Genomic DNA, 21103 nt, shown 5'->3' with positions numbered 1-21103 from the left:
TTCTCACTTTCTACAATAACTTCTTCTGTTCAAGATTTTTTCTAGTTGAGCTTGGTTCAGCTTGACCAAACTGTTCTGCTAGGCGCTGACTCCAGCTTGTGGTCGCACGCGCTCCAGCATAGTCAGCCTGCACACGGTCATAAGCTTGGATTGCCTCAGTTGGTTGCTCTTGGTATTCTTCCTCAAACACTACTTGATTCAATGGCAAGCGAGGTTTGACTTCATGTTCTTCATTTGGTATTCCTAGTGCCATCCCAAAGACAGGATAAGTGTAGTCAGGCAGGTTAAAAAGCTCTGCCACTTCTTCTGACTTGTATCGAACTAAACCGATAATCACACCACCATAGCCCAAGCTTTCAGCTGCCAGCAGGGCATTTTGACCAGCAAGAGCTGCATCGACTGAACTGATCAAGAGACCTTCTACACCTTGGGGTTGGAAGGTGTCGGTATGAAGTTGGGCTCCCTTTTCTGCTCGGTTCAAGTCTCCGACAAAGAGAAGGAAAACAGCTGACTGGCGAATGGCTTCTTGAGACACCAATTCATACAAGGCATCTTTCTTTTCTTGACTTCGTACCACAATCACAGAGTAGGATTGGAAATTCTTCCAAGACGAGGCCATCTGGGCTGCTGTCAGGATTTCAGTCAAGTCTTCCTGAGGAAGGGCTTGCTCTTTAAACCTGCGCACTGAAGTATGAGCCTTCATTAATTTGATTGTTTCTGTCATCGACGGTTTACTCCTTCTAAACGAGTCTCCTCAGCCAAATAACGGATGCGTTCCATGACCCGTCTGGCTTCCCAGATTTCGTCAGGTCCTTGTTTCACTTTAGCAAAATGCTTCTCCAAATCTTCAAAGTCGAAGTTGGATGTGAAAAAGGTCGGTAAATTTTCCTGCATCCGATATTGGAGAATGACCTGCAGGATTTCATCCCGCACCCAAGCTGTTGATTGCTCGGCACCAATATCATCTAAAATCAGGACTTCAGACAGCTTAATCTCATCCACCAAGGTCTTGACATTGCCATCACTGATAGCATTTTTGACATCGATGACAAAACTAGGATAGTGGAGGAGAGTGGATGAAACACCACGTTTTTCTGATAAATCATGGGCTAAGGCAGCCACCATGAAACTTTTACCCACACCAAAGTCTCCATATAGGTAAAGACCTTTTCGAATAGCTGGATATTGCTCCACGAAGGCTAATAGCTTTTCAAAAACTGGCAAGCGCCCCAAATCATCCAAGTCTACTTGAGCTAAACTAGCTTTCCTGAGACTGGCTGGCAGATTGATTAACTTGAGACGATTCTTAATCGCCGCTTCTTTTTCAGCCGCGATTAGTTCAGGAGTTTCTTCATAAGAAACGTCTGCATAGCCATGATTCATAACCAAAATTGGCTTGTAGCCTTTGGCAATATAATCCATATCACCACGAAGAAACTTGTCTCTCTCAGTGATGTATTGATTAAACTTGGAGATACTGCGATTCAATTCCTCTGGAGTAAGGGATTCTTGCTGGATAAAGGCCGCAACATCAGGGTCCTTCATGATTTTCTGGGCCAAATCTTGATAATGAAAACGGCTAGGTTGACGTTTGAGTACGTCTCCGACACTTTCCATCTAATCTCCTCCTTTTTCTAATCGAGCTAATAGTTCTTGTTTCTTACGTTCTAGTTCCAGACGAGTTTCCTCGCTGGTTTCATTTTTATAATCTGGATTGCTCCACTTGGGTACATTGGACTTGGTAGGACTCGGTTTACTAGTCTTTTGAGCCTGGCTCTTCTGCCCACGCTCACGGATTCGCAGGACTGCTTCTTCTGCCGAATGAATCTTTTGATAGGCATAGTCATTGGCTACCTTCATGGCATATTTCTCATTGATGTTTGCTGAATCCACCTTATTAAAGGTTAACAAGAGAATGATATTGATGACTTCGTCCAGCAAGCCCAAGCCAGCCATCTGTTGCAAGAGGTCTCTTTCTGTTTGGGTAATGGTTCCCTTGCGTGTTTGCTTGATTTCTGCCAAGAACTGCAGGGCAGCTTTACTTTTAGCTTCTTTAATTATGGTCGCTTCCTTAGGACTAAAGTCAGAGGAAGTCGGTTTTTGAGCGATTTTTTCCCGCATGCGTTTGGTTGAAATAACCTGGGAAACAGCTGTTGACTTGGCCAATTGATAGGTTTCAAACCAAGTCCATTTCTTCTCCTCGGCGATGGCAAAGAGGTTTAAGACATCGGACTGCTCATCCGCAAAGCGAAGCCCATCTCTAGCCATAAGCTGACGAAAATGATCCAAGTCAAAATCGTTGGCCACTTTCTTCTTGAGACCAAGGTCTTCTTGACTTCCCAGCTCTGCCAAGTCCGGAAAGACTTGATTGAGTGAAACAGGTCTTTCTTCTCCCTCAGCATTCTCAACTTTCAAATCCTCCACAGCTGCATCACCAATCTTCTTCTCCAAAAGTCTGCGATAAACAGGATGTTCCAAGAAATCCTGACTTGAAAGAGGAGCATGGAGGGCTAGCTGATAAACATCCCCCTTTTGATAGAGGGTTAAGAGATTAAAAGCAGATAGGATTTTCAGGGATTTTATCAGTCTATCCATCCCAAAGTTGAGATGATTGAGGATACTTGAAAAAAGATATTCTTTTCTACCATTATCCCAAAAACTAATCGTATAAAGATAAAGGCTCAGTGCCTCCTGACCGATAATCGGGAGGTAGCACTGTACCAGAGATGAGGTATCTTGCGACACCCGATTATTCTTTAGATAAGAAAAACGGTCAATTGGCTTCATTTATCTTTCCTTTTTCTTTTTAGAGGACTGGGTGATTTGTTGGAGCAAACTCTCTAACTCACTCACATCCTTAAAGCTACGATAGACACTGGCAAAACGTACATAGGTAATCTCGTCCAATTCAGCCAACTCCTCCATGACGAGTGAACCAATGTCCTCACTTTGAATTTCATTTTCATTTCGACCACGGAGTTTCTGTTCGATACGATTGACTACCATGTTGATTTCATCACTTGACACAGGACGTTTCTGGGCTGAGCGGATAATTCCATTAAAGATTTTATCTCTAGAGAATTGTTCCCGTGTGCCATCTTTTTTAACAACCACTAAGGTTCTTTCTTCTACCCGTTCGTAGGTTGTAAAACGGTGTTGGCATTCATCGCACTCACGTCTTCTACGAATGGTGTTCCCTTCTTCTGCTTGGCGACTATCGATAACACTTGACTTGGTAGCCCCACATTTTGGACAACGCATCCTTTCCCTCCTTATCGTTTTCTTTTCATTATACCATTTTTTAAGCGATTCCCAAAACAATTCTTCTTTTTGCTTGACAAGTTTTTTGTTTTGTTGTATTATTTAATTAAGACAAAAGGATAAAAGAAAGGAGACCAAGATGTCCTGGACATTTGACAACAAAAAACCCATTTATTTACAGATTATGGAGAAAATCAAGCTTCAGATTGTTTCCCATACACTGGAACCCAATCAACAACTTCCAACAGTAAGAGAGTTAGCTAGCGAGGCAGGGGTCAATCCAAACACCATCCAAAGAGCCTTGTCAGACCTTGAACGAGAAGGATTTGTCTACAGCAAGCGCACAACTGGACGATTTGTGACTGAGGATAAGAAGCTAATCGCCCAATCACGCAAACAATTATCAGAAGAAGAATTGGGACACTTCGTTTCCTCCATGACCCATTTTGGCTATGAAAAAGAAGAACTACCAAGCGTAGTCGGAGATTATATTAAAGGAGTTTAAGCCTATGTCATTACTAGCATTTGAAAATGTATCCAAATCATATGGAGCAACCCCAGTCCTTGAAAATGTTTCTCTTGATATCCCAGCTGGAAAAATTGTCGGTCTTCTTGGGCCAAACGGCTCAGGGAAAACAACCCTGATTAAACTAATCAACGGCCTCTTACAACCAGATCAGGGACGTGTCTTGATCAACGATATGGACCCAAGCCCAGCAACCAAGGCCATCGTGGCTTATTTGCCGGATACGACCTATCTCAATGAGCAAATGAAGGTCAAAGAGGCCCTAACCTACTTCAAGACCTTCTATAAAGATTTCAATCTGGAACGCGCCCATCATCTACTTGCAGACCTGGGTATTGATGAAAATAGTCGTCTCAAGAAATTATCAAAAGGGAACAAGGAAAAGGTACAACTGATTTTGGTTATGAGCCGTGATGCTCGTCTCTACGTTTTAGACGAACCCATTGGTGGGGTGGACCCAGCAGCCCGTGAGTATATCCTCAATACCATTATCAACAACTACTCCCCAACTTCTACCGTTTTGATTTCTACCCACTTGATTTCTGATATCGAGCCAATCTTGGATGAAATTGTCTTCCTCAAAGACGGAAAAGTCGTCCGTCAGGGTAATGTAGATGATATTCGCTATGAGTCTGGTGAATCCATTGACCAGCTCTTCCGTCAGGAATTTAAGGCCTAAGCAAAGGAGATTATTATGTTTTGGAATTTAGTTCGCTACGAATTTAAAAATGTTAACAAGTGGTATTTAGCCCTTTACGCTGCCGTGCTCATCCTTTCTGCCCTTATCGGAATACAGGCACAATCCTTAATCAAACTACCTGAAAAAAATCTATCTGTTCTACTTGTTTTTCTAGCTACTGTCTTTGGTGGTTTAATGGTTACACTTGTGATTTCAACTATCTTCTTGATTATTAAACGATTCAAAGGAAGTGTCTATGACCGACAAGGCTATCTGACTTTAACCTTGCCAGTTTCTGAACACCATATCATCACTGCTAAATTAGTCGGTGCCTTTATTTGGTCTATTGTCAGCACCGCTGTACTAGCTCTAAGTGCTTTTATTGTTCTGACTCTAACGGCTCCAGATTGGTTTGCAACTTCTGACTTGATTCCATTTATAGGAACACACCTTCCTCAACTCTCTCTTATGGGGGTATCTTTCCTACTAAATACCATTTCTGGAATCCTCTGCATCTACTTGGCTATTTCCATTGGACAGCTTTTCAATGAATACCGTACTGCACTGTCAATTGTAGCCTACATTGGTATCCAAATTGTCGTTGGCTTCATTGAACTCTTCTATCGTTCTAACCCTGGTTTCTACTTCCCATCAACCACAGGAGGGGCTGATCAGTTCCAGATGGGCATTATCATGACTATTCTGGAAGAAGTTATTCTTATAGCCATCTACTATCTAGGAACTTATCACATTTTGAAAAACAAGGTTAATTTGCAATAATCTTAGAGTCTAGCGACAATAACTCGCTAGACTTTTTTCGTTCTCAGGATTTACATTTTTATATGAAGTATTTGAGATAAAGGAGTATAATGACTTTAAAACTAATTACATGTATATCGATAAGGAGGGCAACTCTTTATGCTGAGAAGATTTGTTACTAAAAAGCACCTTGTACTTTACTTCTTTTCTATTGCCATTACTTGGCTGGAAGCAATTATCACACCAGTCCTTGTTCAAAATATTGTTGCTAGTTTTAGCAATCAAGAGCTAGGCCTTCTTTGGAAAGTATTGATTCTAGGAATCCTTGGTAATCTTATCCTCTTACTAGGCTTGGCTGGAAAACGCTATTACTACGCTCGTTTGATTACTGACTTCAAATATGGAATCAAGAGTGCTATTTTCAAGCGATTTTTAAACAGTTATGAGATTGATGAAAAGGATATTTTGTCTGACCTAGAAAACGACGTCAAGCAACTAGAAGAAAGCTATATTGAACCAACGGTCATCATCATTTCTTCCCTTGGCTTCACAACTGTGTCCATTCTCTATGCCCTATGGACCAATTTTTACCTGGGCTTGATTTTCATCCTCTTCTACTCCTTTCCTGTCCTCTGCAGTGCTATCGGATCAAAGCGTTTGGACTCACTTTCTGAAAAGCGGTCAACTGTTAACCAAAGCTACTTAGCAAGCTTGACAAATTTTATTGGTGGTAGCCAACAAATTCGCCATTATCAGGGGCAAGACTACTTTTTTGCTCGCTATCAAAAACAATTACAAACCAGTCTAGATGCCGAAATCAACTATGAAAAACAACGAACTTTAAACAGTCTCTTGATCAATAGCATCGATGCCTTTTGTTCTGTCACACCAATCGTCATCGGTGGCTTTATGACCTACTATAATTATTTAGATGCGGCGAGTTTTGTGGCCATCTATCTAGTTTCACATAATATCGGCTATCAATTCCAAGAGTTGGCTTACTTTACCAACACCCGAAAAGCGACTCGAACTCTTCTCAACAAATACCAAAAACTTTTGGGTCAGTCTGACTCCATCTCGCCTAGAAGCATAGAGAACATTTTTCCTATCCAACTTAACAGCATCTCCCTAGAAAAAGATGGGAATATCCTCTTATCTCCGATTTCCATACACATCAAGCAAGGAGAAAAAATTGCCATTATCGGGGAAAGTGGCTCTGGTAAGACAACCCTGCTCAATATCATTCATGGAGAAGAGACACCGACAAGTGGACAGATTAGCTTTGCTGGTCAAAAGCTATCACGTCAAGAAATCACGGGCATTAGTTCCTATATCCTCCAAGATAGCCATTACTTTGACACACTATCTCTGGAAGACAATATCCTTCTAGGACTGGATAAAAAAGAAGAAACTTTAACTCACATCCTCAAAAAAACAGGATTAGAACATTTGGAAAATAGAACGCTCAGCAATGATAGTCTATCTGGTGGCGAGAAACAACGCCTAGAAATCGCTCGCGCCCTCTACCATGATAGCCAACTCATCTTAGCAGATGAAATTAAGGCCAATCTTGACTCGGAAAATAGCAGAAAAATTAGCGACTTGCTCTTCTCCCTACCTCAAACAGTCATTGAAGTCATTCACCACTACACAGAAGAAGACTTAAAACACTATGACCAAGTCATTCATTTAAGCATAGAAAAGTAATAGTCTATAACATACGATTTTAAAAAGCAAGGAATCCGAATTCCTTGCTTTTTAACTCAATATCAAACTGGCCACAATAGGGCTGACAAAGACATAGAGAATACCGGTAACACCGATAGCCAAACCACCCATAGCTCCTGCTACAGAGCCGTATCGGAAGGCTGTTCCCGTTCCAACTGCATGGCCTGTTCCTCCAAGGGAAAGACCAACAGCTACTGGGTCGTCAATTCTCAACCACTTCAAAAGGGTTGGGCCGATCACACTGGTTAAAATCCCAGTCGCCACTACAACCACCAAGGTCACAGTCGTCAAACCTTGCAATTTTTCTGTGATTCCCACTGCCATGGCGGTTGTTACTGACTTGGGAAAGAGAGAAATGGCTAGGAAAAAGTCCATGCCAAATATTTTCGCCACCAAGGCTGTGAAAGAGGTATTGACAACTACTGCTAACAGACTACCAAAGAGAATACTCCGTGCATGGTGCTTCATCAGGTGAAAACTCTTGTAAAGCGGAATCCCTAGAGCAACAGTCGATGGGACAATCAAATTGTTCAGATAAACCCCACCTTGGTAGTAATCTTGGTAAGAAATACCCGTCACTTTTAGAAAGATGATAATGAAAACAGCTGACAAAAGCAAGGGCGTTGTCAAAGGATGGGGAAACCGTCTGTAAATCAGCATTCCTACTAGATAAGCTAGGATAGACAGGGCAAGCCCAAACAGGGGATTGGAAACAAATTCACTCATTTGGCATCTCCTTTCTCATAATCTCCCTCAAACCGTCGTTTGATAAACTGAACCACCAAGGCTATGAGGATAATATTGATGACTGCTGCAAAAAAGACAATCAAAACAATTGGAAAAAGATAGGGAGCAATCACATCAAACTTTTCCATGATTCCCACTGCTGGCGGCAAAAAGAGAATGGTCATATTGGCCAGCAAGAAATTCCCCACCATATTGACATGCCTAGTTCTCAGCCACTTGAATTGCAGGGCGAGAAAGAGAATAATCAAACCGATAATACTGCCTGGGATGGGCAAATGAAAGAAACTGGAAATCCCCTCTCCGATTAGAGAAATCACAAAGAGAATCATTAATTGAACATATAATTTCATCCTAAAACTCCACGAAATAGACTTCTTGCATACCAGTTTACTCTTTTTTCAGAAAATTTCAAGGAAATGCACAAGAGATAATGAAAATTAGAGAAGAAAGGGGATACAGACAATTAAAGACTAGTAAAAACAGGTATGATTTAGGATAAAATCTTCCAGTGTCTTTCTTGCCAGCTTTCTTGAAAAGTAGTATAATTATTGCATGCGCAATCATCTTGTGATACAAAGACTGTCCGTGAATGGACTTTCTTCTATTTATAACTCTAAAAAGAAAGGAGATACTATGACCTATTTGGAAAAATGGTTTGACTTCAATCGGCGTCAGAAAGAAATTGAAAGTCTCTTGGAAGAGACTATTGCCCAGCACAGCGAGCAAAGTCTGACCTTGAAAGAGTTCTATCTGCTCTACTATCTGGACTTGGCACAAGAAAAATCTCTACGCCAGATTGACCTGCCAGATAAACTTCATCTGAGTCCGAGCGCTGTTTCTCGGATGGTGGCTCGCTTGGAAGCCAAAAATTGCGGTCTACTTAGTCGCATGTGTTGTGATCAAGATAGACGTTCTAGCTTTATCTGCCTGACAAGTGATGGGCAAAAGACACTGGCCGCTCTACAGAAGGCTGTCGAAGAAAGCTTGGAAACTGGTTTGGATTTCTTGATTTAAGATGATTTTAGAAAAAAGTTGCGTGCGCAATCATTTTTCTTGACATTCTCTTTTACAAGGAGTAAAATAAAGTCATCATTAAACAAAGGAGTTTTTAAAATGATTGAAATTACCTATCTAGATGCCAGCAAGAACGAAAGAACTGTAACTTTCGAATCTTATGAAGACTTTGATCGTTCACAACAAGCTTGCCTTATCGGCGTCGCAGACTACTACCCTGTCCAAAAATTAACTTACAAGGGTCATGATTTGGACTACCATGGGACTTATGGAGATATCTTCTTCTATCTCAAGAAACAAGATTTAAGCCAATATAACTAAAAAAGGAGAAATACAATGGCAAAAGCAATTACAGACGCAACATTCGAACAAGAAACTAAAGACGGTTTGGTCTTGGTAGACTTCTGGGCAACTTGGTGTGGTCCATGTCGTATGCAAGGTCCAATCTTGGACAAATTGTCTGAAGAACTTTCAGAAGATGTTTTGAAAATCGTTAAAATGGACGTTGATGAAAATCCAAACACAGCTCGTGCTTTTGGTATCATGTCTATCCCAACCCTTCTCTTCAAAAAAGACGGCCAAGTTGTCAAACAAGTTGCAGGTGTTCATACTGCAGAACAAATCAAGGCCATCGTTGCTGAATTGAGCTAATCATACTAGAGACCAAGTACTTGCTTTGGTCTCTTTTTTCTTGCCCTTTGCCATTTTTCAAAAAATATGCTAGACTATAGGTAGAATACTACGATGTTTGGGACATGCCATCGCTAAAAAAAACCTTGACTTGGTATTTTTTAGCTCCCTCAAGGGAGCTTTTTGCGTGCTCTGAACATTCCCCATTTTGGAAGGAGTACTATGAAACGTCAATCTGCCTTGGTCGTCTTTAGCGGCGGTCAAGATTCTACAACCTGCCTCTTTTGGGCTAAAGAACACTATAAAACGGTCGAAGCCGTTACCTTTGCCTACGGCCAACGTCATCATCTCGAAATTCAAGTTGCTAGAGAAATCGCCAAGGAACAGGGGATTCGTCATCATATCCTAGATATGTCTCTGCTGGGACAAATCACTGAAAATGCCTTGACCTCTGATATGGAGATTGAGCAAAAAGAGGGAGAGGTTCCCAATACCTTCGTTGACGGTCGCAACCACCTCTTTCTATCCTTTGCGGCAGTTCTTGCTAAGCAACGGGGCATTACAGATATCGTGACAGGTGTCTGCGAGACAGACTTCTCAGGCTACCCCGATTGTCGGGATGTCTTTGTCAAATCCCTTAATGTTACCCTCAACCTTGCCATGGATTACGACTTTGTTATCCAAACACCTCTCATGTGGCTAGACAAGGCTGAAACTTGGGAATTAGCCGACCAACTCGGTGCCTTTGACTATGTTCGTGAAAAGACCTTAACCTGCTACAACGGGATTATCGGAAGTGGCTGTGGAGATTGCCCAGCCTGCCACCTACGTCAACATGGTCTAGATGTTTATCTCTCACAGAAAGGAGAGGCCTAATGTTTTTTGCACCCAAAGAAATCAAACAGGAAACCGGGGAGTCTCTTGTCTACAATCCTCACAGAACCTTGGTATCAAAAGAGTTTACCTTCGATGCTGCCCACCACCTCTTTCACTATGAGGGAAAATGCAAATCCCTGCACGGCCACACTTATCATCTGCAGATTGCTGTCAGTGGTTTTTTAGATGAACGGGGCATGACCTACGATTTTGGAGACATCAAAGCGATCTACAAGAACTACTTAGAACCTCACTTGGATCATCGCTATCTCAATGAAACCCTACCTTATATGAACACGACTGCCGAAAATATGGTTTACTGGATTTTCCAAACTATGAGTCAAGAGTTGCCAGACGAACGTGGTCTCCGTTTGGAATACGTTCGCCTCTATGAAACTCCGACTTCCTTTGCGGAGTTTAGACGGGAGTGGTTAGATGACTAGGGAACGTGTCCTCAAACTACCAGTTTTGGAAATTTTTGGTCCAACCTTTCAAGGCGAAGGCCGTGCTATCGGGCAGAAAACCATGTTTGTCCGCACTGCTGGTTGCGACTACCACTGCGACTGGTGCGATTCTGCCTTTACCTGGGATGGCTCTGAAAAGCCAACTCGTATGACAGCTGACGAAGTCATTGCTGCCTTGGATAAATTAGGGAGCTACGACTATGTCACCCTGTCTGGGGGGAATCCTGCTATCCTAGCAGCCAACATGGCTGAACTCGTCACTAAACTCAAGGAACGTGGTGTCACTCTGGCTGTTGAAACTCAAGGCTCTCGCTGGCAAAATTGGTTGAAAGACATCGACCAGGTCACTCTGAGTCCCAAACCTCCTTCATCCAAAATGGAAGTCAACTTTGAGACCTTGGACTTTATCGTTTCCCAACTGGATCCAGACAAGGTCACCTTTAAAATCCCTATCTTTGATGATGCGGATTTAGCCTTTGCCAAAGACATTCAAGAACGCTACCAACCAGATGTTCTCTTCTTATCTGCAGGAAATCCTGAGCCCAAGGCTACGGGTAATATTGTCCAAGACCAACTGGACCGTCTCAAAGAACTCTGGGAACGCATCGCTGCCGACGATAGCTGGGGCAATGTCCGCGTCCTTCCTCAACTGCATACCCTCCTCTACGATAACAAACGTGGTGTTTAATATTAGAAAGAAAAAATCATGTCACAACAAGAAGAAATGAAAAACCTAAGCCTCCTCGGCAACAAAGAAACCAACTACATTTTCGAGTATCAACCAGAAGTCCTGGAATCCTTTGACAATCGTCATGTGGAAAATGACTATTTCATCAAATTTAACTGTCCTGAATTTACCTCACTTTGCCCTATTACCGCTCAGCCAGACTTTGCAACTATCTATATTTCCTACATCCCTGACAAGCTCTGTGTTGAGTCAAAATCTCTCAAACTCTACCTCTTTAGCTACCGAAATCACGGAGATTTCCACGAAAACTGTATCAACACCATCGGGAAAGACTTGGTCAACTTGCTAGATCCTCGCTATTTAGAAGTCTGGGGAAAATTCACTCCGCGCGGTGGCATCTCAATTGACCCCTACTACAACTACGGTAAGCCAGGAACTAAGTATGAAGGCTTGGCAGAACAACGCCTCTTCCAACACGACCTTTATCCAGAGAAAATTGACAACCGTTAAACTCATACTCAATGAAAATTAAAAAGCAAACTAGGAAGCTAGCCGCAGGTTGCTTAAAGCACTGCTTTGAGGTTATAGATAATACTGACGAAGTCAGCTCAAAACACTGTTTTGAGGTTGCACGAAGTCAGTAACATACATACGGCAAGGTTAAGCTGACGTGATTTGAAGAGATTTTCGAAGAGTATCATACGAAAAAGCCCTGTTCTTCAAAATGAGGAGCAAGGCTTTTTGAGTTTCAATTATTCTTCTGTTCCAAGGAAGTTTTTTGCAACGAGGGCTGCAAGAACCCCACCAACGATTGGCGCAAGGATGAAAATCCAAACTTGTTGAAGAGCTGCGCCACCTACCAAAACAGCTGGTGCCAAGCTACGAGCTGGGTTTACTGAAAGTCCAGTAATGTTCAATCCGACAAGAATCATCGCCATCAAGGACAAACCAATTACCAAACCAGCAATCGCGCCATTGCCCTTGCTTACTGATGTCACAGTCATGATAACCAAGACAAACAAGAAGGTTGCGATGACTTCAAACAAGAAACCACCCAAGACAGTGACACCGTTTGCCAAGGCATTTTCACCAAGACTAGCAGTAGACATGCCTGAGTTAGACAAGAGGAAGAATACCGCAGCTGACGCAAGGAAAGCTCCAACTACTTGTCCAAGGATGTAGTTTACAAGCTCTGAAGATGATAAACGTTTGTTTACAAACATAGCGATCGAAACCGCTGGGTTCAAGTGAGCACCTGAAATAGTTCCGATTGAGTAGGCTGCAACCACGATTGCCAGACCAAAGGCAAAAGCAATTCCAAGATGACCAAGACCTTCAAGACCATTTCCAAAAACAACAGCTCCTGTTCCGACGAACACAAGCATAAAAGTACCGATTAATTCAGCAACAAATTTTTTCATTTTCTTTCTCCTTTTTTCAAAAACTAGGTACTAGTCTATCAAAAGAGGGAAAGGGTTTCAAGAAAATTGTTTGGAAATTTTCAGGATAAAATTCTCTAAAAACGGTAGTGTTTAGTTGAAACATTTTTTCTAAAGGTATATAATGTCAATATAGTTCTAATAAATTATTTATTCCCTCATTTGAACTAATTTTTACAACTTTGCTGTTCTTTTATGAACGTTTGAATGGTATCGTGGATACCAAGGAGGAATCATATGTCTAAAGTTGCTATTGTCACAGGTGCAGGTCAAGGAATCGGTTTTGCAATCGCAAAACGATTGGTTCAAGATGGCTTTAAGGTGGGAGTCTTAGACTACAATCCCGAAACAGCTGAAAAAGCTGTTGCCGAATTATCAGCTGAAAATGCCTTTGCTGTCGTGGCTGATGTTTCGAAACAGGCAGAAGTTGCACAAGCATTTCAAAAGGTTGTTGACCATTTTGGTGATTTGAATGTTGTCATAAATAACGCTGGTGTTGCTCCAACTACTCCTCTTGATACAATTACTGAGGAACAATTTACACGTACTTTCGGAATCAATGTTGGTGGTGTCATTTGGGGTTCACAAGCTGCACAAGCGCAATTTAAAGCACTTGGCCACGGAGGTAAAATTATCAACGCAACCTCTCAAGCCGGGGTAGTCGGTAATCCAAATCTAACTGTTTATGGTGGAACCAAATTTGCTGTTCGTGGAATTACGCAAACATTAGCACGTGATTTAGCAGACTCAGGCATCACTGTTAACGCCTACGCACCAGGTATTGTGAAAACACCAATGATGTACGACATCGCTCATGAAGTTGGTAAAAATGCAGGAAAAGATGACGAATGGGGTATGCAGACATTTGCAAAAGATATTACCCTAAAACGTCTATCTGAACCAGAAGATGTGGCTGCTGCTGTCAGCTTCCTTGCAGGACCAGATTCAAACTACATTACAGGACAAACCATTATCGTTGATGGTGGTATGCAATTCCATTAAAATACACAAAAAGAGGTTGGAAAATGATTCAACCTCTTTTATTAGTTTTCATTATTAGTTAGGAGGATACAATAGAAACTCTTTCAATAAGTAATATTAGCTTATCCCTAGTATTGAAAAGACTGGATAGCTTCTTTCAAGTCATCTTGTAAACTATTTCTCTGGTCAAGTTGGACATAGACTTCCAACAGACAGGATCTGAAGTTGGAAAATTTATAAAAATCTTCCCTTTCTTCTATCGGAAAGTCAACAGCTTTTATCCAAGAAGCTACTTGCTCTTGCTCCAACTTCCCTTGTAAAATAGGTTCATAGATCACTCTTGCTAAACGCCAATCCTCATCATCTGTAAAGCGAATCGAAATTCTTTTAAATAGTTGGCCAAGTATATCAAATACTTCATGAACTCTGTTTTTAGGAAAGTTTGGATGACAAACCACCTCTGTCAGTAAATCGGCTCCATGTGCAAAAGCATGAACCCAACCATATCGACTTGAAAAACCCCTTGTATCCTTTTCTTTTGAAAGATAATACAAACCTTGATTTAAAAGGACATTACGAATTCCTGCATTTAATCCCTGATAAAAAATCGATTGCTGGTTGGCATCTGCAGACAAGAGATTTGCATAAACAAGTGCTCTAAAAGAACGTTCAAGGGTTGACAGGCCTACCTTATCAATCTCTTTATCTAACCCTCCATCAGATGAAATTTCCTCAGCAATGAAATGAAATTGTTCCTGTGTAAATAGCTCTTTCTGAATCCCTCTAGCAAAGCTTGTAAAAACAAGGTCATCGCGAATTTCTGGAGAAGAATCTCCCAAATGATCAAGCAACCACTGGATTTCTTCCTGGTTATAACTTGGTTTTTCTTCTGCTATTTTTCTACGTAACTTTTGATACATGGTCAATACCTCTACATTTCTAGCAGCTGTTCAAAAAACCAGCCTTAAATGACTTAATATTGAATTCTCAATTAAACACAATCTGATATACAATGAAGTAAATAACTATCAATATCAACTCTACAGCAAGTTTAAATTTAACATCACGACCTTCAACGGCGTGTTTGAAAATAGCTACAGCTAAAACAAATAGAATGACGCTTAACAAGCTCATAAACATCATTCTAGAACAAGCTCTCTATTCCCCTACTCTCCCAACTGGGCACTGTAGGTGATAATCTGGTCAACCGTGTCTGACAAGAATTGAATGGTATCACGGAGTGGTTTGTCTGTTGAAATATCAGCACCGATAATCATGGCTGACTCAAGTGGTGTCTTGCTACCACCTGATTTGAGGAGATTGAGCCAGTCTTCAGCTCCAGTTTCTGAGTTTTTAAGATGGAGGTAACCAGCTGTCGAGATGACTAGTCCTGCTGAGTAGGTGTAGCTATACAAGCCCATGTAGTAGTGAGCTTGGCGCATCCAAGTCAAAGCTGCATCATCGTCGATTTCAATGGCATCTCCCCAGAAATCCGTCAAGACTTCCTTCATAATACTATTGAGTTTGCTTGCTCCGAAGGTCTCCCCTTCTTCAATCAATGTATACACCTTACGCTGGAAGGCTGCTTCCAAGAGGTGAGTAATAAAGTTATGGAAGTAGGTGTCTGTCAAGCGGTGAGCCAGAGCAAAGCGTTTTTGACGAGGGTCGTCAGACTGGTGCTCCAAGTAATCACTTAAAAGTAACTCATTGAAGGTTGACGGTGCTTCGACATAGTAGGTAGACATGTGGGCATTGAAGTAGCTCTGGTGATTGTCCGAAAAGATGAATTGACCAGAATGCCCAATCTCATGAATCAAGGTATAGACATCACTCAAACGGCCTGTCCAACTCATAAGGACATATGGGTGCACGCGATATGGATCCGCCGCATAACCACCAGAATCTTTGCCACTATTAGCAGCAAAGTCCACCCAGCGTTCTTCTTGGTAACGAGCAACTTCCTGACAATATTCCTGCCCCAAAGGTTCTACCGACTTCATGACCAAATCATAGGCATCATCAATAGTCACTTCAGGATTGAGTGCACTATCCAAGTCCAATTTCCAGTCTGCAAAGGTCATCTTTTCAAGACCATTTACCTTGGCAACATGCTTGAGGTATCTCTGAGCAACTGGCGCAAAATCCTTCATGATGAGGTCAATCTGACGGTCAAACATGGTACGGTCTACTTCCTGCTCAGCTAAAAGATAATCAAAAACTGAGTCATAGCCCTTCATATCCGCCAAGAGTTTTTCAGACTTGACTTGGGCTAAATAGGCTGCGGCAGCCGTATTTTGGTGCTTACGAAGTCCCTCTGAGAAGGAACGGAAGGATTTCTCACGAACCTCTGCGTCCTCGTGGTTTTGGTAGAAATTCTCATAGGTAACAAAACTGTTTTTGTAGGTCTTGCCATGAGCTTCAAAGTCAGCCATTTCAAAGTCACCAGCTCGCATCTTAGTGTAAATATCCTGTGGACTGTAGAAAACTTCACCGAGATTGGTCAAGGCCTTCTCCACATCTGCTCCAAGGTAGTGGGCTTTTTTGATTTTGGCCTGACGAATAGCTGCCGTCAAGTGGGGAAGTTCCCCCAAACGGTCCAAGACTTTCTCATCAGCTTCCACCAAAGCATCGTCAAAAAAGGTCAAGGCTACACTGGCATCTGTTTCAAATTCCATACCAGCTTGGGCAATATTGGCAAATTCGTCATTGCTATAGTCTGTCGTCTGAGGCATAAAGCCATAGTTACCAATATGGCTCATCTGAATGTAGATTTGTTCCAATTCCGCAAAGGCCTTCTCAAAATCTTCAAAAGTATGAAGATTTCCCTTGTAATCACGGCTAAATTGATTGATGTCTTCGCGAGCCTTCTCGATTGCACGCAAGAAATCCTCACGGTCTTGATATAGGGCTGTTAAATCCCAAAGTTCCTTCTCTGGAAATTCTGAACGGTGTTTTTGTTCCATTTTCTTCCTCTTATTTCTCTAATTCTAATAAAACACTAAGGGCTGATAAGGCGTAAAGTGGCGCTGTTTCTGCTCGCAAAATGCGAGGACCAAGTCCTGCTAAGACTGCTCCCTTAGCTTCGAAACTTTCAATTTCTGTAGGTGACAGGCCACCTTCTGGGCCAAAGATAAAGAGCAATTTAGCTCCTTTTTCAATGCCACTAACTACTTGTAAAAGTGCAGCGGCTTCACCTTCTTTGGCCGACTCTTCATAGGCCACTACGATACGGTCAAACTGGTCAAGTTGGGCTAGAAAGTCTGCTTTCCTTTCAAAAAGCTGAATACTTGGAACGATATTACGCTTGCTTTGTTCTGCTGCTCCAAGGGCAATTTTTTCTAGTTTTTCAACCTTTTTACCCAATTTCTTGCCATCCCACTTGGCTACCGACCAATCAGCAGGAAAGGCCCAAATCTGGCTGGCACCCAGTTCGGTTACTTTTTGAGCGATAAACTCCAGCTTGTCTCCCTTAGGAAAGCCGGATGCGATGGTCACTTGGACTGGTAGTTCCACATTGTCAGCTAACTCTTCAACCAACTCAAACTGACGATTTTCAACATCCAAGACGCGCGCCAAACGTTTAATGCCATCATCAAAGACCAAAGTAACCTCATCATCTTCTTTCAAGCGCATAACCTGAAACATATGCTTGCTGGTTTCCTTGTCCTCGATGGTGACAGGAGAGATAGCACTGCCTTTGACAAAATACTGTTGCATGCTAGCCTCCAATCACACCGGAAATATCCTTGGTTTTCTTAAAGACACAGGCATTCCATTCCCCTTGAATCATGTGAGTTTCGAGGAAAAATCCAGCTGACTCAGCCGACTCGCGCACCATGTCCCACTTGTCCTTGATAATGCCACTCATGATGAGGTAGCCTTCATCCTTGACCAAGCGATAAGCATCCTCTGTCAGATGAATGAGGATATCCGCCAAAATATTAGCCACAATCACATCTGCTTCAATCTCCACGCCTGTAAGCAAATCTCCAGCCGCTACATGGATATTTTCCATGCCAGGGTTGAGCTCAATATTTTCCTGAGCAACACGAACTGCCACATCATCTAGGTCGTAGGCGAAAATTTCCTTAGCACCCAGAAGCGAGCTTGCAATAGAGAGAACCCCTGAACCAGTCCCCACATCCAGCACCGTTTCGCCACCACGAAGGACCTGCTCCAAGGCAAAGAGGCTCATCTTAGTCGTTGGATGGGTCCCCGTACCAAAAGCCATACCTGGATCCAGATTGATAATCTTTTCTCCCGCAGTCGCCTCATAGTCTGTCCAAGACGGCACGATAGTCAAGTCATGAGTAATTCGAGCTGGCTCATAGTATTTCTTCCAGTTGTCTGCCCAGTCTTCCTCAGCCAAGGCAGTCGTCCCCATCTTGACCTCACCCAAATCCATAAAATCTATCAATTCTGCTAAACGAGCCTGTAAGTCTGCCTCAACCACTGCCACATCCACCGTATCAGGATAATAGGCTGTCACAACTATTTCTTCTTGCTGCTCGACCTCTGGGAAAATCTCGCCAAAGCGGTCAACATTTCCCACATAGTCCATGCTGTCTTCAATCGCAACACCTTGCGCTCCCAGCTCAATCAGGAGATTGGAAACCAACTCCTCTCCCTCACGCTTGACTGTAACTTTTAACTCTTGCCATGTTTCCATAATTAAGATACCAAGCCCGTAAAACACAAAGCCAAAATAGGAACTTCTCTGAAGACGCTTGTGTCTAAGAGAAGTTTATCTTTTTGGCACAGTGCTTAGGGCGGGTTCAGTTTAGAAATCTAACCGAACCATCCTTTCTAATCACTTACTTTTAAATAATCTTTTACTCTCTCTTGCAACTGAGGTACAACTTGACTGGAACTAAGAAACTCCTCAACATTCATTAACTGATAACCCTGTCCCTCATCTCCAAAGACGATACTGTCAAACTGGGCCTGTGTCAACAGACCGATTAGAAATACAGATTGTTTATCCGCAAAAAGCATACTTGGATAAACCTTCGCCCAAAGTAGACAATCCTCAGTCAAATGAATTCCCAGTTCTTCATAAACTTCACGCGCCACACATTCAAAAGGACTTTCATCCCCCTCTCGCCCACCACCGGGCAGTTCCCACATATTAGGCCAGGGAATGCTTGCCTTATCATCACGCAAGATGACCAGTAGCTTATCACCACAAAATAAGGCAATCTTGCAACCTTGGAAATCAGTAAGTTCTATTTCCATGCTAGACTCCTAATACCTCGGATAAGGGTAAAATTCTCCCTCTTCCAAGCCTGCTTTTCCTTCTTCAAAGACTTCTTGGTTCCATTCCATGACAAATTCTTCTGCTTCTGGGTCTTCCAAAAAGTTCATGAGGGCATCTAGTCCAACCTCTGCAGTATCTTTGAGAAATAGCGCAAAATAAGCTAAGAATTCACGAGAAAATCCTTTTTTAGGCAGGTAAGGGATGACAGTCAAATAGTCTTCTGCATTGACTGTTGATTTAGCAGGATTGTAGAAAAGAACTGCTTCTTCAAAGAGAATGTCATCTGACGAAACCTCTCCGTCTTCATCCACCATCTCCACGCCTGCAGCGTTTTGCGCTTCTAACAAAAAACTCACTTCAACTGCGTGGTTACGCTTGTCCCAACTAATCTCAAAGTCAAAGGGAAAGTTCTTCTCCAACTCTTCCTCTAAAACATCTAAAAATCCGTATGTTGCCATTTTGTCCTCTTTCTATGCGACTCTTTAATCGCCCCGATTGCTCGGAAATATGCTAAAATAGATACTACCATCTTACCACATATACATCAGAAAATCTACGTTAGAAAGGACTGCTATGCCAGACAATCTCGCGCTTCGTATGCGCCCTAAAACCATCGACCAGGTCATTGGTCAGGAGCATCTGGTCGGACCTGGAAAAATCATCCGTCGCATGGTGGAAGCCAATCGCTTGTCCTCCATGATTCTCTACGGACCTCCAGGAATCGGCAAGACCAGTATTGCCTCTGCCATCGCTGGGACTACAAAGTATGCCTTTCGAACCTTCAATGCGACAGTTGATAGTAAAAAGCGACTGCAAGAAATCGCGGAAGAGGCTAAATTCTCTGGTGGTCTCGTCCTATTGCTAGACGAGATTCATAGACTAGATAAAACCAAGCAAGACTTCCTCTTGCCTCTCTTGGAAAGTGGTCTGATCATCATGATTGGCGCTACGACTGAAAATCCTTTCTTTTCTGTCACTCCTGCCATTCGTAGCCGTGTTCAGATTTTTGAGTTGGAACCTCTGTCTAACCAAGACGTCAAAGAGGCTCTTCAGATAGCTCTAAGTAACCCTGAGCGTGGTTTTGATTTTCCAGTAGAACTAGATGAGGATGCGCTGGATTTCATCTCAACTTCTACAAACGGAGACCTACGTTCTGCCTTCAACTCACTGGATTTGGCTGTTCTCTCTACCCCTGAGAATGACAAGGGCATCCGCTATATCACCCTCGACATCATGGAAAATAGCCTGCAGCGGAGCTACATTACCATGGACAAGGATGGAGACGGTCACTATGACGTTCTATCTGCCCTACAAAAGTCTATCCGTGGCTCAGATGTTGATGCTAGTCTTCACTATGCTGCCCGCTTGATTGAGGCTGGGGACCTGCCTAGTCTCGCGCGTCGCTTGACCGTTATCGCCTATGAAGATATCGGCTTGGCCAATCCTGAAGCTCAGATTCATACTGTGACTGCTCTGGATGCTGCCCAAAAGATTGGCTTCCCCGAAGCTCGCATTCTCATTGCCAATGTCGTGATTGATTTGGCCCTTTCTCCAAAATCCAACTCAGCCTATGTAGCTATGGATAAGGCACTTGCCGACCTCAAAACATCAGGGCACTTGCCCATTCCGAGACACCTGCGTGATGGCCACTACAGCGGAAGCAAGGAACTGGGGAATGCCCAAGACTACCTCTATCCACACAACTATCCTGGAAATTGGGTCAAGCAAGACTATCTGCCAGAAAAAATTCGCAGTCATCACTATTTTCAAGCAGAAGACACTGGTAAATATGAACGGGCTTTGGCTCAAAGAAAGGAAGCTATCGACCGTTTGCGAAAAATCTGAAATCCTTTTCAAAAAATTGCACTTTCCTCTTGATTTTTTTTGAAAAAGTGGTATCATATAAACATAGAAACGCTGTGGTGTACGACTTCACACTTAAGTGTTGACCGACTATTTTTTGTATTATTAGGGAAACAAAAGTCTTCTAACAGCATGTAGGCCGTCTCACACGGAAACAGCTTCAGTTAGAGCGAGTTGCCCACCTGCTTAAT

At 42.6% G+C, this 21103-nt stretch carries 26 protein-coding genes; 13 read left to right on the top strand and 13 right to left on the bottom strand.

All coding sequences use genetic code 11. The features are described from left to right. Window positions 1–10 precede the first annotated feature (10 nt). From SK637_RS02645 to nrdR, 4 genes are read right to left on the bottom strand one after another with little or no spacing between them, the layout of a single operon-like run. Window positions 11–724 carry an NADPH-dependent oxidoreductase gene (locus tag SK637_RS02645; protein ID WP_033688272.1) on the bottom strand — a complete coding sequence of 238 codons (714 nt, stop codon included), beginning with the start codon at window positions 722–724 and terminating at the stop codon, window positions 11–13. Continuing rightward, the gene (gene dnaI / locus SK637_RS02640) at window positions 721–1617 is read right to left on the bottom strand and encodes a primosomal protein DnaI (RefSeq protein WP_033688271.1); all 897 of its coding nucleotides are present in this window, start codon (window positions 1615–1617) and stop codon (window positions 721–723) included. Before dnaI ends, SK637_RS02645 begins: the two co-directional genes overlap by 4 nt. Continuing rightward, a complete protein-coding gene (locus tag SK637_RS02635) occupies window positions 1618–2787 on the bottom strand; it encodes a replication initiation and membrane attachment family protein (protein WP_033688270.1) in 1170 nt (389 codons plus the stop codon). Beyond that, a complete protein-coding gene (nrdR, locus tag SK637_RS02630; protein WP_001203672.1) occupies window positions 2788–3261 on the bottom strand; it encodes a transcriptional regulator NrdR in 474 nt (157 codons plus the stop codon). 139 nt (window positions 3262–3400) lie between these two features. Between nrdR and SK637_RS02625 the strand changes: the two genes are divergently transcribed. From SK637_RS02625 to gggC, 4 genes are all read left to right on the top strand, one after another. Continuing rightward, window positions 3401–3766 carry a GntR family transcriptional regulator gene (locus SK637_RS02625; protein ID WP_033688269.1) on the top strand — a complete coding sequence of 122 codons (366 nt, stop codon included), beginning with the start codon at window positions 3401–3403 and terminating at the stop codon, window positions 3764–3766. 4 nt (window positions 3767–3770) lie between these two features. After that, entirely contained in the window at window positions 3771–4466 is a 696-nt protein-coding gene (locus tag SK637_RS02620) for an ABC transporter ATP-binding protein (protein WP_033688268.1), read from the top strand. 15 nt (window positions 4467–4481) lie between these two features. After that, a complete protein-coding gene (locus SK637_RS02615) occupies window positions 4482–5246 on the top strand; it encodes a hypothetical protein (protein WP_033688267.1) in 765 nt (254 codons plus the stop codon). A gap of 138 nt (window positions 5247–5384) precedes the next feature. Then, a complete protein-coding gene (gene gggC, locus SK637_RS02610) occupies window positions 5385–6932 on the top strand; it encodes a streptosactin export ABC transporter GggC (RefSeq protein ID WP_033688265.1) in 1548 nt (515 codons plus the stop codon). A 51-nt stretch (window positions 6933–6983) separates the two neighbouring features. Here gggC and SK637_RS02605 read toward each other — a convergent pair whose 3' ends face one another. Further along, window positions 6984–7679 carry an LrgB family protein gene (locus SK637_RS02605; RefSeq protein WP_033688264.1) on the bottom strand — a complete coding sequence of 232 codons (696 nt, stop codon included), beginning with the start codon at window positions 7677–7679 and terminating at the stop codon, window positions 6984–6986. Further along, the gene (locus tag SK637_RS02600; RefSeq protein ID WP_033688263.1) at window positions 7676–8050 is read right to left on the bottom strand and encodes a CidA/LrgA family protein; all 375 of its coding nucleotides are present in this window, start codon (window positions 8048–8050) and stop codon (window positions 7676–7678) included. The genes SK637_RS02605 and SK637_RS02600 overlap by 4 nt, the downstream gene beginning before the upstream one ends. Window positions 8051–8333: 283 nt before the next feature. On the opposite strand from SK637_RS02600, the gene SK637_RS02595 reads away from it, so the two are divergent. The 7 genes from SK637_RS02595 (at window position 8334) to queF (ending at window position 11882) form a co-directional block, all read left to right on the top strand. Next, entirely contained in the window at window positions 8334–8714 is a 381-nt protein-coding gene (locus tag SK637_RS02595) for a MarR family winged helix-turn-helix transcriptional regulator (RefSeq protein ID WP_033688262.1), read from the top strand. 99 nt (window positions 8715–8813) lie between these two features. After that, window positions 8814–9035, top strand: coding sequence for a DUF4649 family protein (locus tag SK637_RS02590; protein ID WP_000570253.1), 222 nt, complete (start codon window positions 8814–8816; stop codon window positions 9033–9035). Between the two features lie 15 nt (window positions 9036–9050). Next, window positions 9051–9365: a thioredoxin gene (trxA, locus tag SK637_RS02585; protein ID WP_001029581.1), complete on the top strand. Its 315-nt coding sequence runs from the start codon at window positions 9051–9053 to the stop codon at window positions 9363–9365. 201 nt (window positions 9366–9566) lie between these two features. Beyond that, the gene (gene queC / locus SK637_RS02580) at window positions 9567–10220 is read left to right on the top strand and encodes a 7-cyano-7-deazaguanine synthase QueC (RefSeq protein WP_033688261.1); all 654 of its coding nucleotides are present in this window, start codon (window positions 9567–9569) and stop codon (window positions 10218–10220) included. Beyond that, entirely contained in the window at window positions 10220–10663 is a 444-nt protein-coding gene (queD, locus tag SK637_RS02575; protein WP_000464576.1) for a 6-carboxytetrahydropterin synthase QueD, read from the top strand. The genes queC and queD overlap by 1 nt, the downstream gene beginning before the upstream one ends. Beyond that, the gene (gene queE, locus SK637_RS09945; protein ID WP_033688260.1) at window positions 10656–11372 is read left to right on the top strand and encodes a 7-carboxy-7-deazaguanine synthase QueE; all 717 of its coding nucleotides are present in this window, start codon (window positions 10656–10658) and stop codon (window positions 11370–11372) included. Before queD ends, queE begins: the two co-directional genes overlap by 8 nt. Window positions 11373–11390: 18 nt before the next feature. Continuing rightward, window positions 11391–11882 carry a preQ(1) synthase gene (gene queF, locus SK637_RS09940; RefSeq protein WP_000082587.1) on the top strand — a complete coding sequence of 164 codons (492 nt, stop codon included), beginning with the start codon at window positions 11391–11393 and terminating at the stop codon, window positions 11880–11882. 242 nt (window positions 11883–12124) lie between these two features. Here the strand turns inward: queF and SK637_RS02565 are convergent, their stop codons facing one another. Beyond that, window positions 12125–12793 carry an MIP/aquaporin family protein gene (locus SK637_RS02565; protein ID WP_033688259.1) on the bottom strand — a complete coding sequence of 223 codons (669 nt, stop codon included), beginning with the start codon at window positions 12791–12793 and terminating at the stop codon, window positions 12125–12127. A gap of 255 nt (window positions 12794–13048) precedes the next feature. Here SK637_RS02565 and SK637_RS02560 point away from each other — a divergent pair, with 255 nt between their 5' ends. Beyond that, window positions 13049–13813: a (S)-acetoin forming diacetyl reductase gene (locus tag SK637_RS02560; RefSeq protein WP_033688258.1), complete on the top strand. Its 765-nt coding sequence runs from the start codon at window positions 13049–13051 to the stop codon at window positions 13811–13813. Between the two features lie 107 nt (window positions 13814–13920). Here the strand turns inward: SK637_RS02560 and SK637_RS02555 are convergent, their stop codons facing one another. The 6 genes from SK637_RS02555 to SK637_RS02530 form a co-directional block, all read right to left on the bottom strand. Then, window positions 13921–14712 carry a DUF2785 domain-containing protein gene (locus SK637_RS02555; protein ID WP_033688257.1) on the bottom strand — a complete coding sequence of 264 codons (792 nt, stop codon included), beginning with the start codon at window positions 14710–14712 and terminating at the stop codon, window positions 13921–13923. A gap of 246 nt (window positions 14713–14958) precedes the next feature. Beyond that, window positions 14959–16755: an oligoendopeptidase F gene (pepF, locus tag SK637_RS02550; protein WP_033688254.1), complete on the bottom strand. Its 1797-nt coding sequence runs from the start codon at window positions 16753–16755 to the stop codon at window positions 14959–14961. Window positions 16756–16765: 10 nt separating this feature from the next. Beyond that, a complete protein-coding gene (locus tag SK637_RS02545; protein WP_033688253.1) occupies window positions 16766–17509 on the bottom strand; it encodes a 16S rRNA (uracil(1498)-N(3))-methyltransferase in 744 nt (247 codons plus the stop codon). A gap of 1 nt (window position 17510) precedes the next feature. After that, the gene (gene prmA / locus SK637_RS02540; protein WP_033688409.1) at window positions 17511–18461 is read right to left on the bottom strand and encodes a 50S ribosomal protein L11 methyltransferase; all 951 of its coding nucleotides are present in this window, start codon (window positions 18459–18461) and stop codon (window positions 17511–17513) included. 137 nt (window positions 18462–18598) lie between these two features. Continuing rightward, window positions 18599–19027, bottom strand: a complete 429-nt coding sequence (locus SK637_RS02535) for an NUDIX hydrolase (RefSeq protein WP_033688252.1) — start codon at window positions 19025–19027, stop codon at window positions 18599–18601. Between the two features lie 9 nt (window positions 19028–19036). Beyond that, a complete protein-coding gene (locus tag SK637_RS02530; RefSeq protein WP_033688251.1) occupies window positions 19037–19507 on the bottom strand; it encodes a DUF3013 family protein in 471 nt (156 codons plus the stop codon). Between the two features lie 115 nt (window positions 19508–19622). Here SK637_RS02530 and SK637_RS02525 point away from each other — a divergent pair, with 115 nt between their 5' ends. Next, a complete protein-coding gene (locus SK637_RS02525) occupies window positions 19623–20894 on the top strand; it encodes a replication-associated recombination protein A (protein ID WP_033688250.1) in 1272 nt (423 codons plus the stop codon). Window positions 20895–21103 lie beyond the last annotated feature (209 nt).

It is taken from the genome of Streptococcus mitis (assembly GCF_000722765.2).
Taxonomy (GTDB): Bacteria; Bacillota; Bacilli; order Lactobacillales; family Streptococcaceae; genus Streptococcus; species Streptococcus mitis_AQ.
The sequence above is the reverse complement of the archived record's forward strand: the minus strand, read 5'-3'. Positions and strand labels throughout refer to the sequence as shown.

What these genes read in the sequence shown, in the direction of transcription:
- SK637_RS02555 (WP_033688257.1), bottom strand. Translation starts at nt 14,712, where the DNA reads ATGTATCAAAAGTTACGTAGAAAAATAGCAGAAGAAAAACCAAGTTAT.
- SK637_RS02625 (WP_033688269.1), top strand. Translation starts at nt 3,401, where the DNA reads ATGTCCTGGACATTTGACAACAAAAAACCCATTTATTTACAGATTATG.
- SK637_RS02635 (WP_033688270.1), bottom strand. Translation starts at nt 2,787, where the DNA reads ATGAAGCCAATTGACCGTTTTTCTTATCTAAAGAATAATCGGGTGTCG.
- prmA (WP_033688409.1), bottom strand. Translation starts at nt 18,461, where the DNA reads ATGGAAACATGGCAAGAGTTAAAAGTTACAGTCAAGCGTGAGGGAGAG.
- SK637_RS02600 (WP_033688263.1), bottom strand. Translation starts at nt 8,050, where the DNA reads ATGAAATTATATGTTCAATTAATGATTCTCTTTGTGATTTCTCTAATC.
- SK637_RS02535 (WP_033688252.1), bottom strand. Translation starts at nt 19,027, where the DNA reads ATGGAAATAGAACTTACTGATTTCCAAGGTTGCAAGATTGCCTTATTT.
- queD (WP_000464576.1), top strand. Translation starts at nt 10,220, where the DNA reads ATGTTTTTTGCACCCAAAGAAATCAAACAGGAAACCGGGGAGTCTCTT.
- SK637_RS02645 (WP_033688272.1), bottom strand. Translation starts at nt 724, where the DNA reads ATGACAGAAACAATCAAATTAATGAAGGCTCATACTTCAGTGCGCAGG.
- SK637_RS02620 (WP_033688268.1), top strand. Translation starts at nt 3,771, where the DNA reads ATGTCATTACTAGCATTTGAAAATGTATCCAAATCATATGGAGCAACC.
- trxA (WP_001029581.1), top strand. Translation starts at nt 9,051, where the DNA reads ATGGCAAAAGCAATTACAGACGCAACATTCGAACAAGAAACTAAAGAC.
- gggC (WP_033688265.1), top strand. Translation starts at nt 5,385, where the DNA reads ATGCTGAGAAGATTTGTTACTAAAAAGCACCTTGTACTTTACTTCTTT.
- queC (WP_033688261.1), top strand. Translation starts at nt 9,567, where the DNA reads ATGAAACGTCAATCTGCCTTGGTCGTCTTTAGCGGCGGTCAAGATTCT.
- SK637_RS02605 (WP_033688264.1), bottom strand. Translation starts at nt 7,679, where the DNA reads ATGAGTGAATTTGTTTCCAATCCCCTGTTTGGGCTTGCCCTGTCTATC.
- SK637_RS02560 (WP_033688258.1), top strand. Translation starts at nt 13,049, where the DNA reads ATGTCTAAAGTTGCTATTGTCACAGGTGCAGGTCAAGGAATCGGTTTT.
- SK637_RS02595 (WP_033688262.1), top strand. Translation starts at nt 8,334, where the DNA reads ATGACCTATTTGGAAAAATGGTTTGACTTCAATCGGCGTCAGAAAGAA.
- SK637_RS02590 (WP_000570253.1), top strand. Translation starts at nt 8,814, where the DNA reads ATGATTGAAATTACCTATCTAGATGCCAGCAAGAACGAAAGAACTGTA.
- pepF (WP_033688254.1), bottom strand. Translation starts at nt 16,755, where the DNA reads ATGGAACAAAAACACCGTTCAGAATTTCCAGAGAAGGAACTTTGGGAT.
- SK637_RS02525 (WP_033688250.1), top strand. Translation starts at nt 19,623, where the DNA reads ATGCCAGACAATCTCGCGCTTCGTATGCGCCCTAAAACCATCGACCAG.
- dnaI (WP_033688271.1), bottom strand. Translation starts at nt 1,617, where the DNA reads ATGGAAAGTGTCGGAGACGTACTCAAACGTCAACCTAGCCGTTTTCAT.
- SK637_RS02545 (WP_033688253.1), bottom strand. Translation starts at nt 17,509, where the DNA reads ATGCAACAGTATTTTGTCAAAGGCAGTGCTATCTCTCCTGTCACCATC.
- nrdR (WP_001203672.1), bottom strand. Translation starts at nt 3,261, where the DNA reads ATGCGTTGTCCAAAATGTGGGGCTACCAAGTCAAGTGTTATCGATAGT.
- queF (WP_000082587.1), top strand. Translation starts at nt 11,391, where the DNA reads ATGTCACAACAAGAAGAAATGAAAAACCTAAGCCTCCTCGGCAACAAA.
- queE (WP_033688260.1), top strand. Translation starts at nt 10,656, where the DNA reads ATGACTAGGGAACGTGTCCTCAAACTACCAGTTTTGGAAATTTTTGGT.
- SK637_RS02565 (WP_033688259.1), bottom strand. Translation starts at nt 12,793, where the DNA reads ATGAAAAAATTTGTTGCTGAATTAATCGGTACTTTTATGCTTGTGTTC.
- SK637_RS02615 (WP_033688267.1), top strand. Translation starts at nt 4,482, where the DNA reads ATGTTTTGGAATTTAGTTCGCTACGAATTTAAAAATGTTAACAAGTGG.
- SK637_RS02530 (WP_033688251.1), bottom strand. Translation starts at nt 19,507, where the DNA reads ATGGCAACATACGGATTTTTAGATGTTTTAGAGGAAGAGTTGGAGAAG.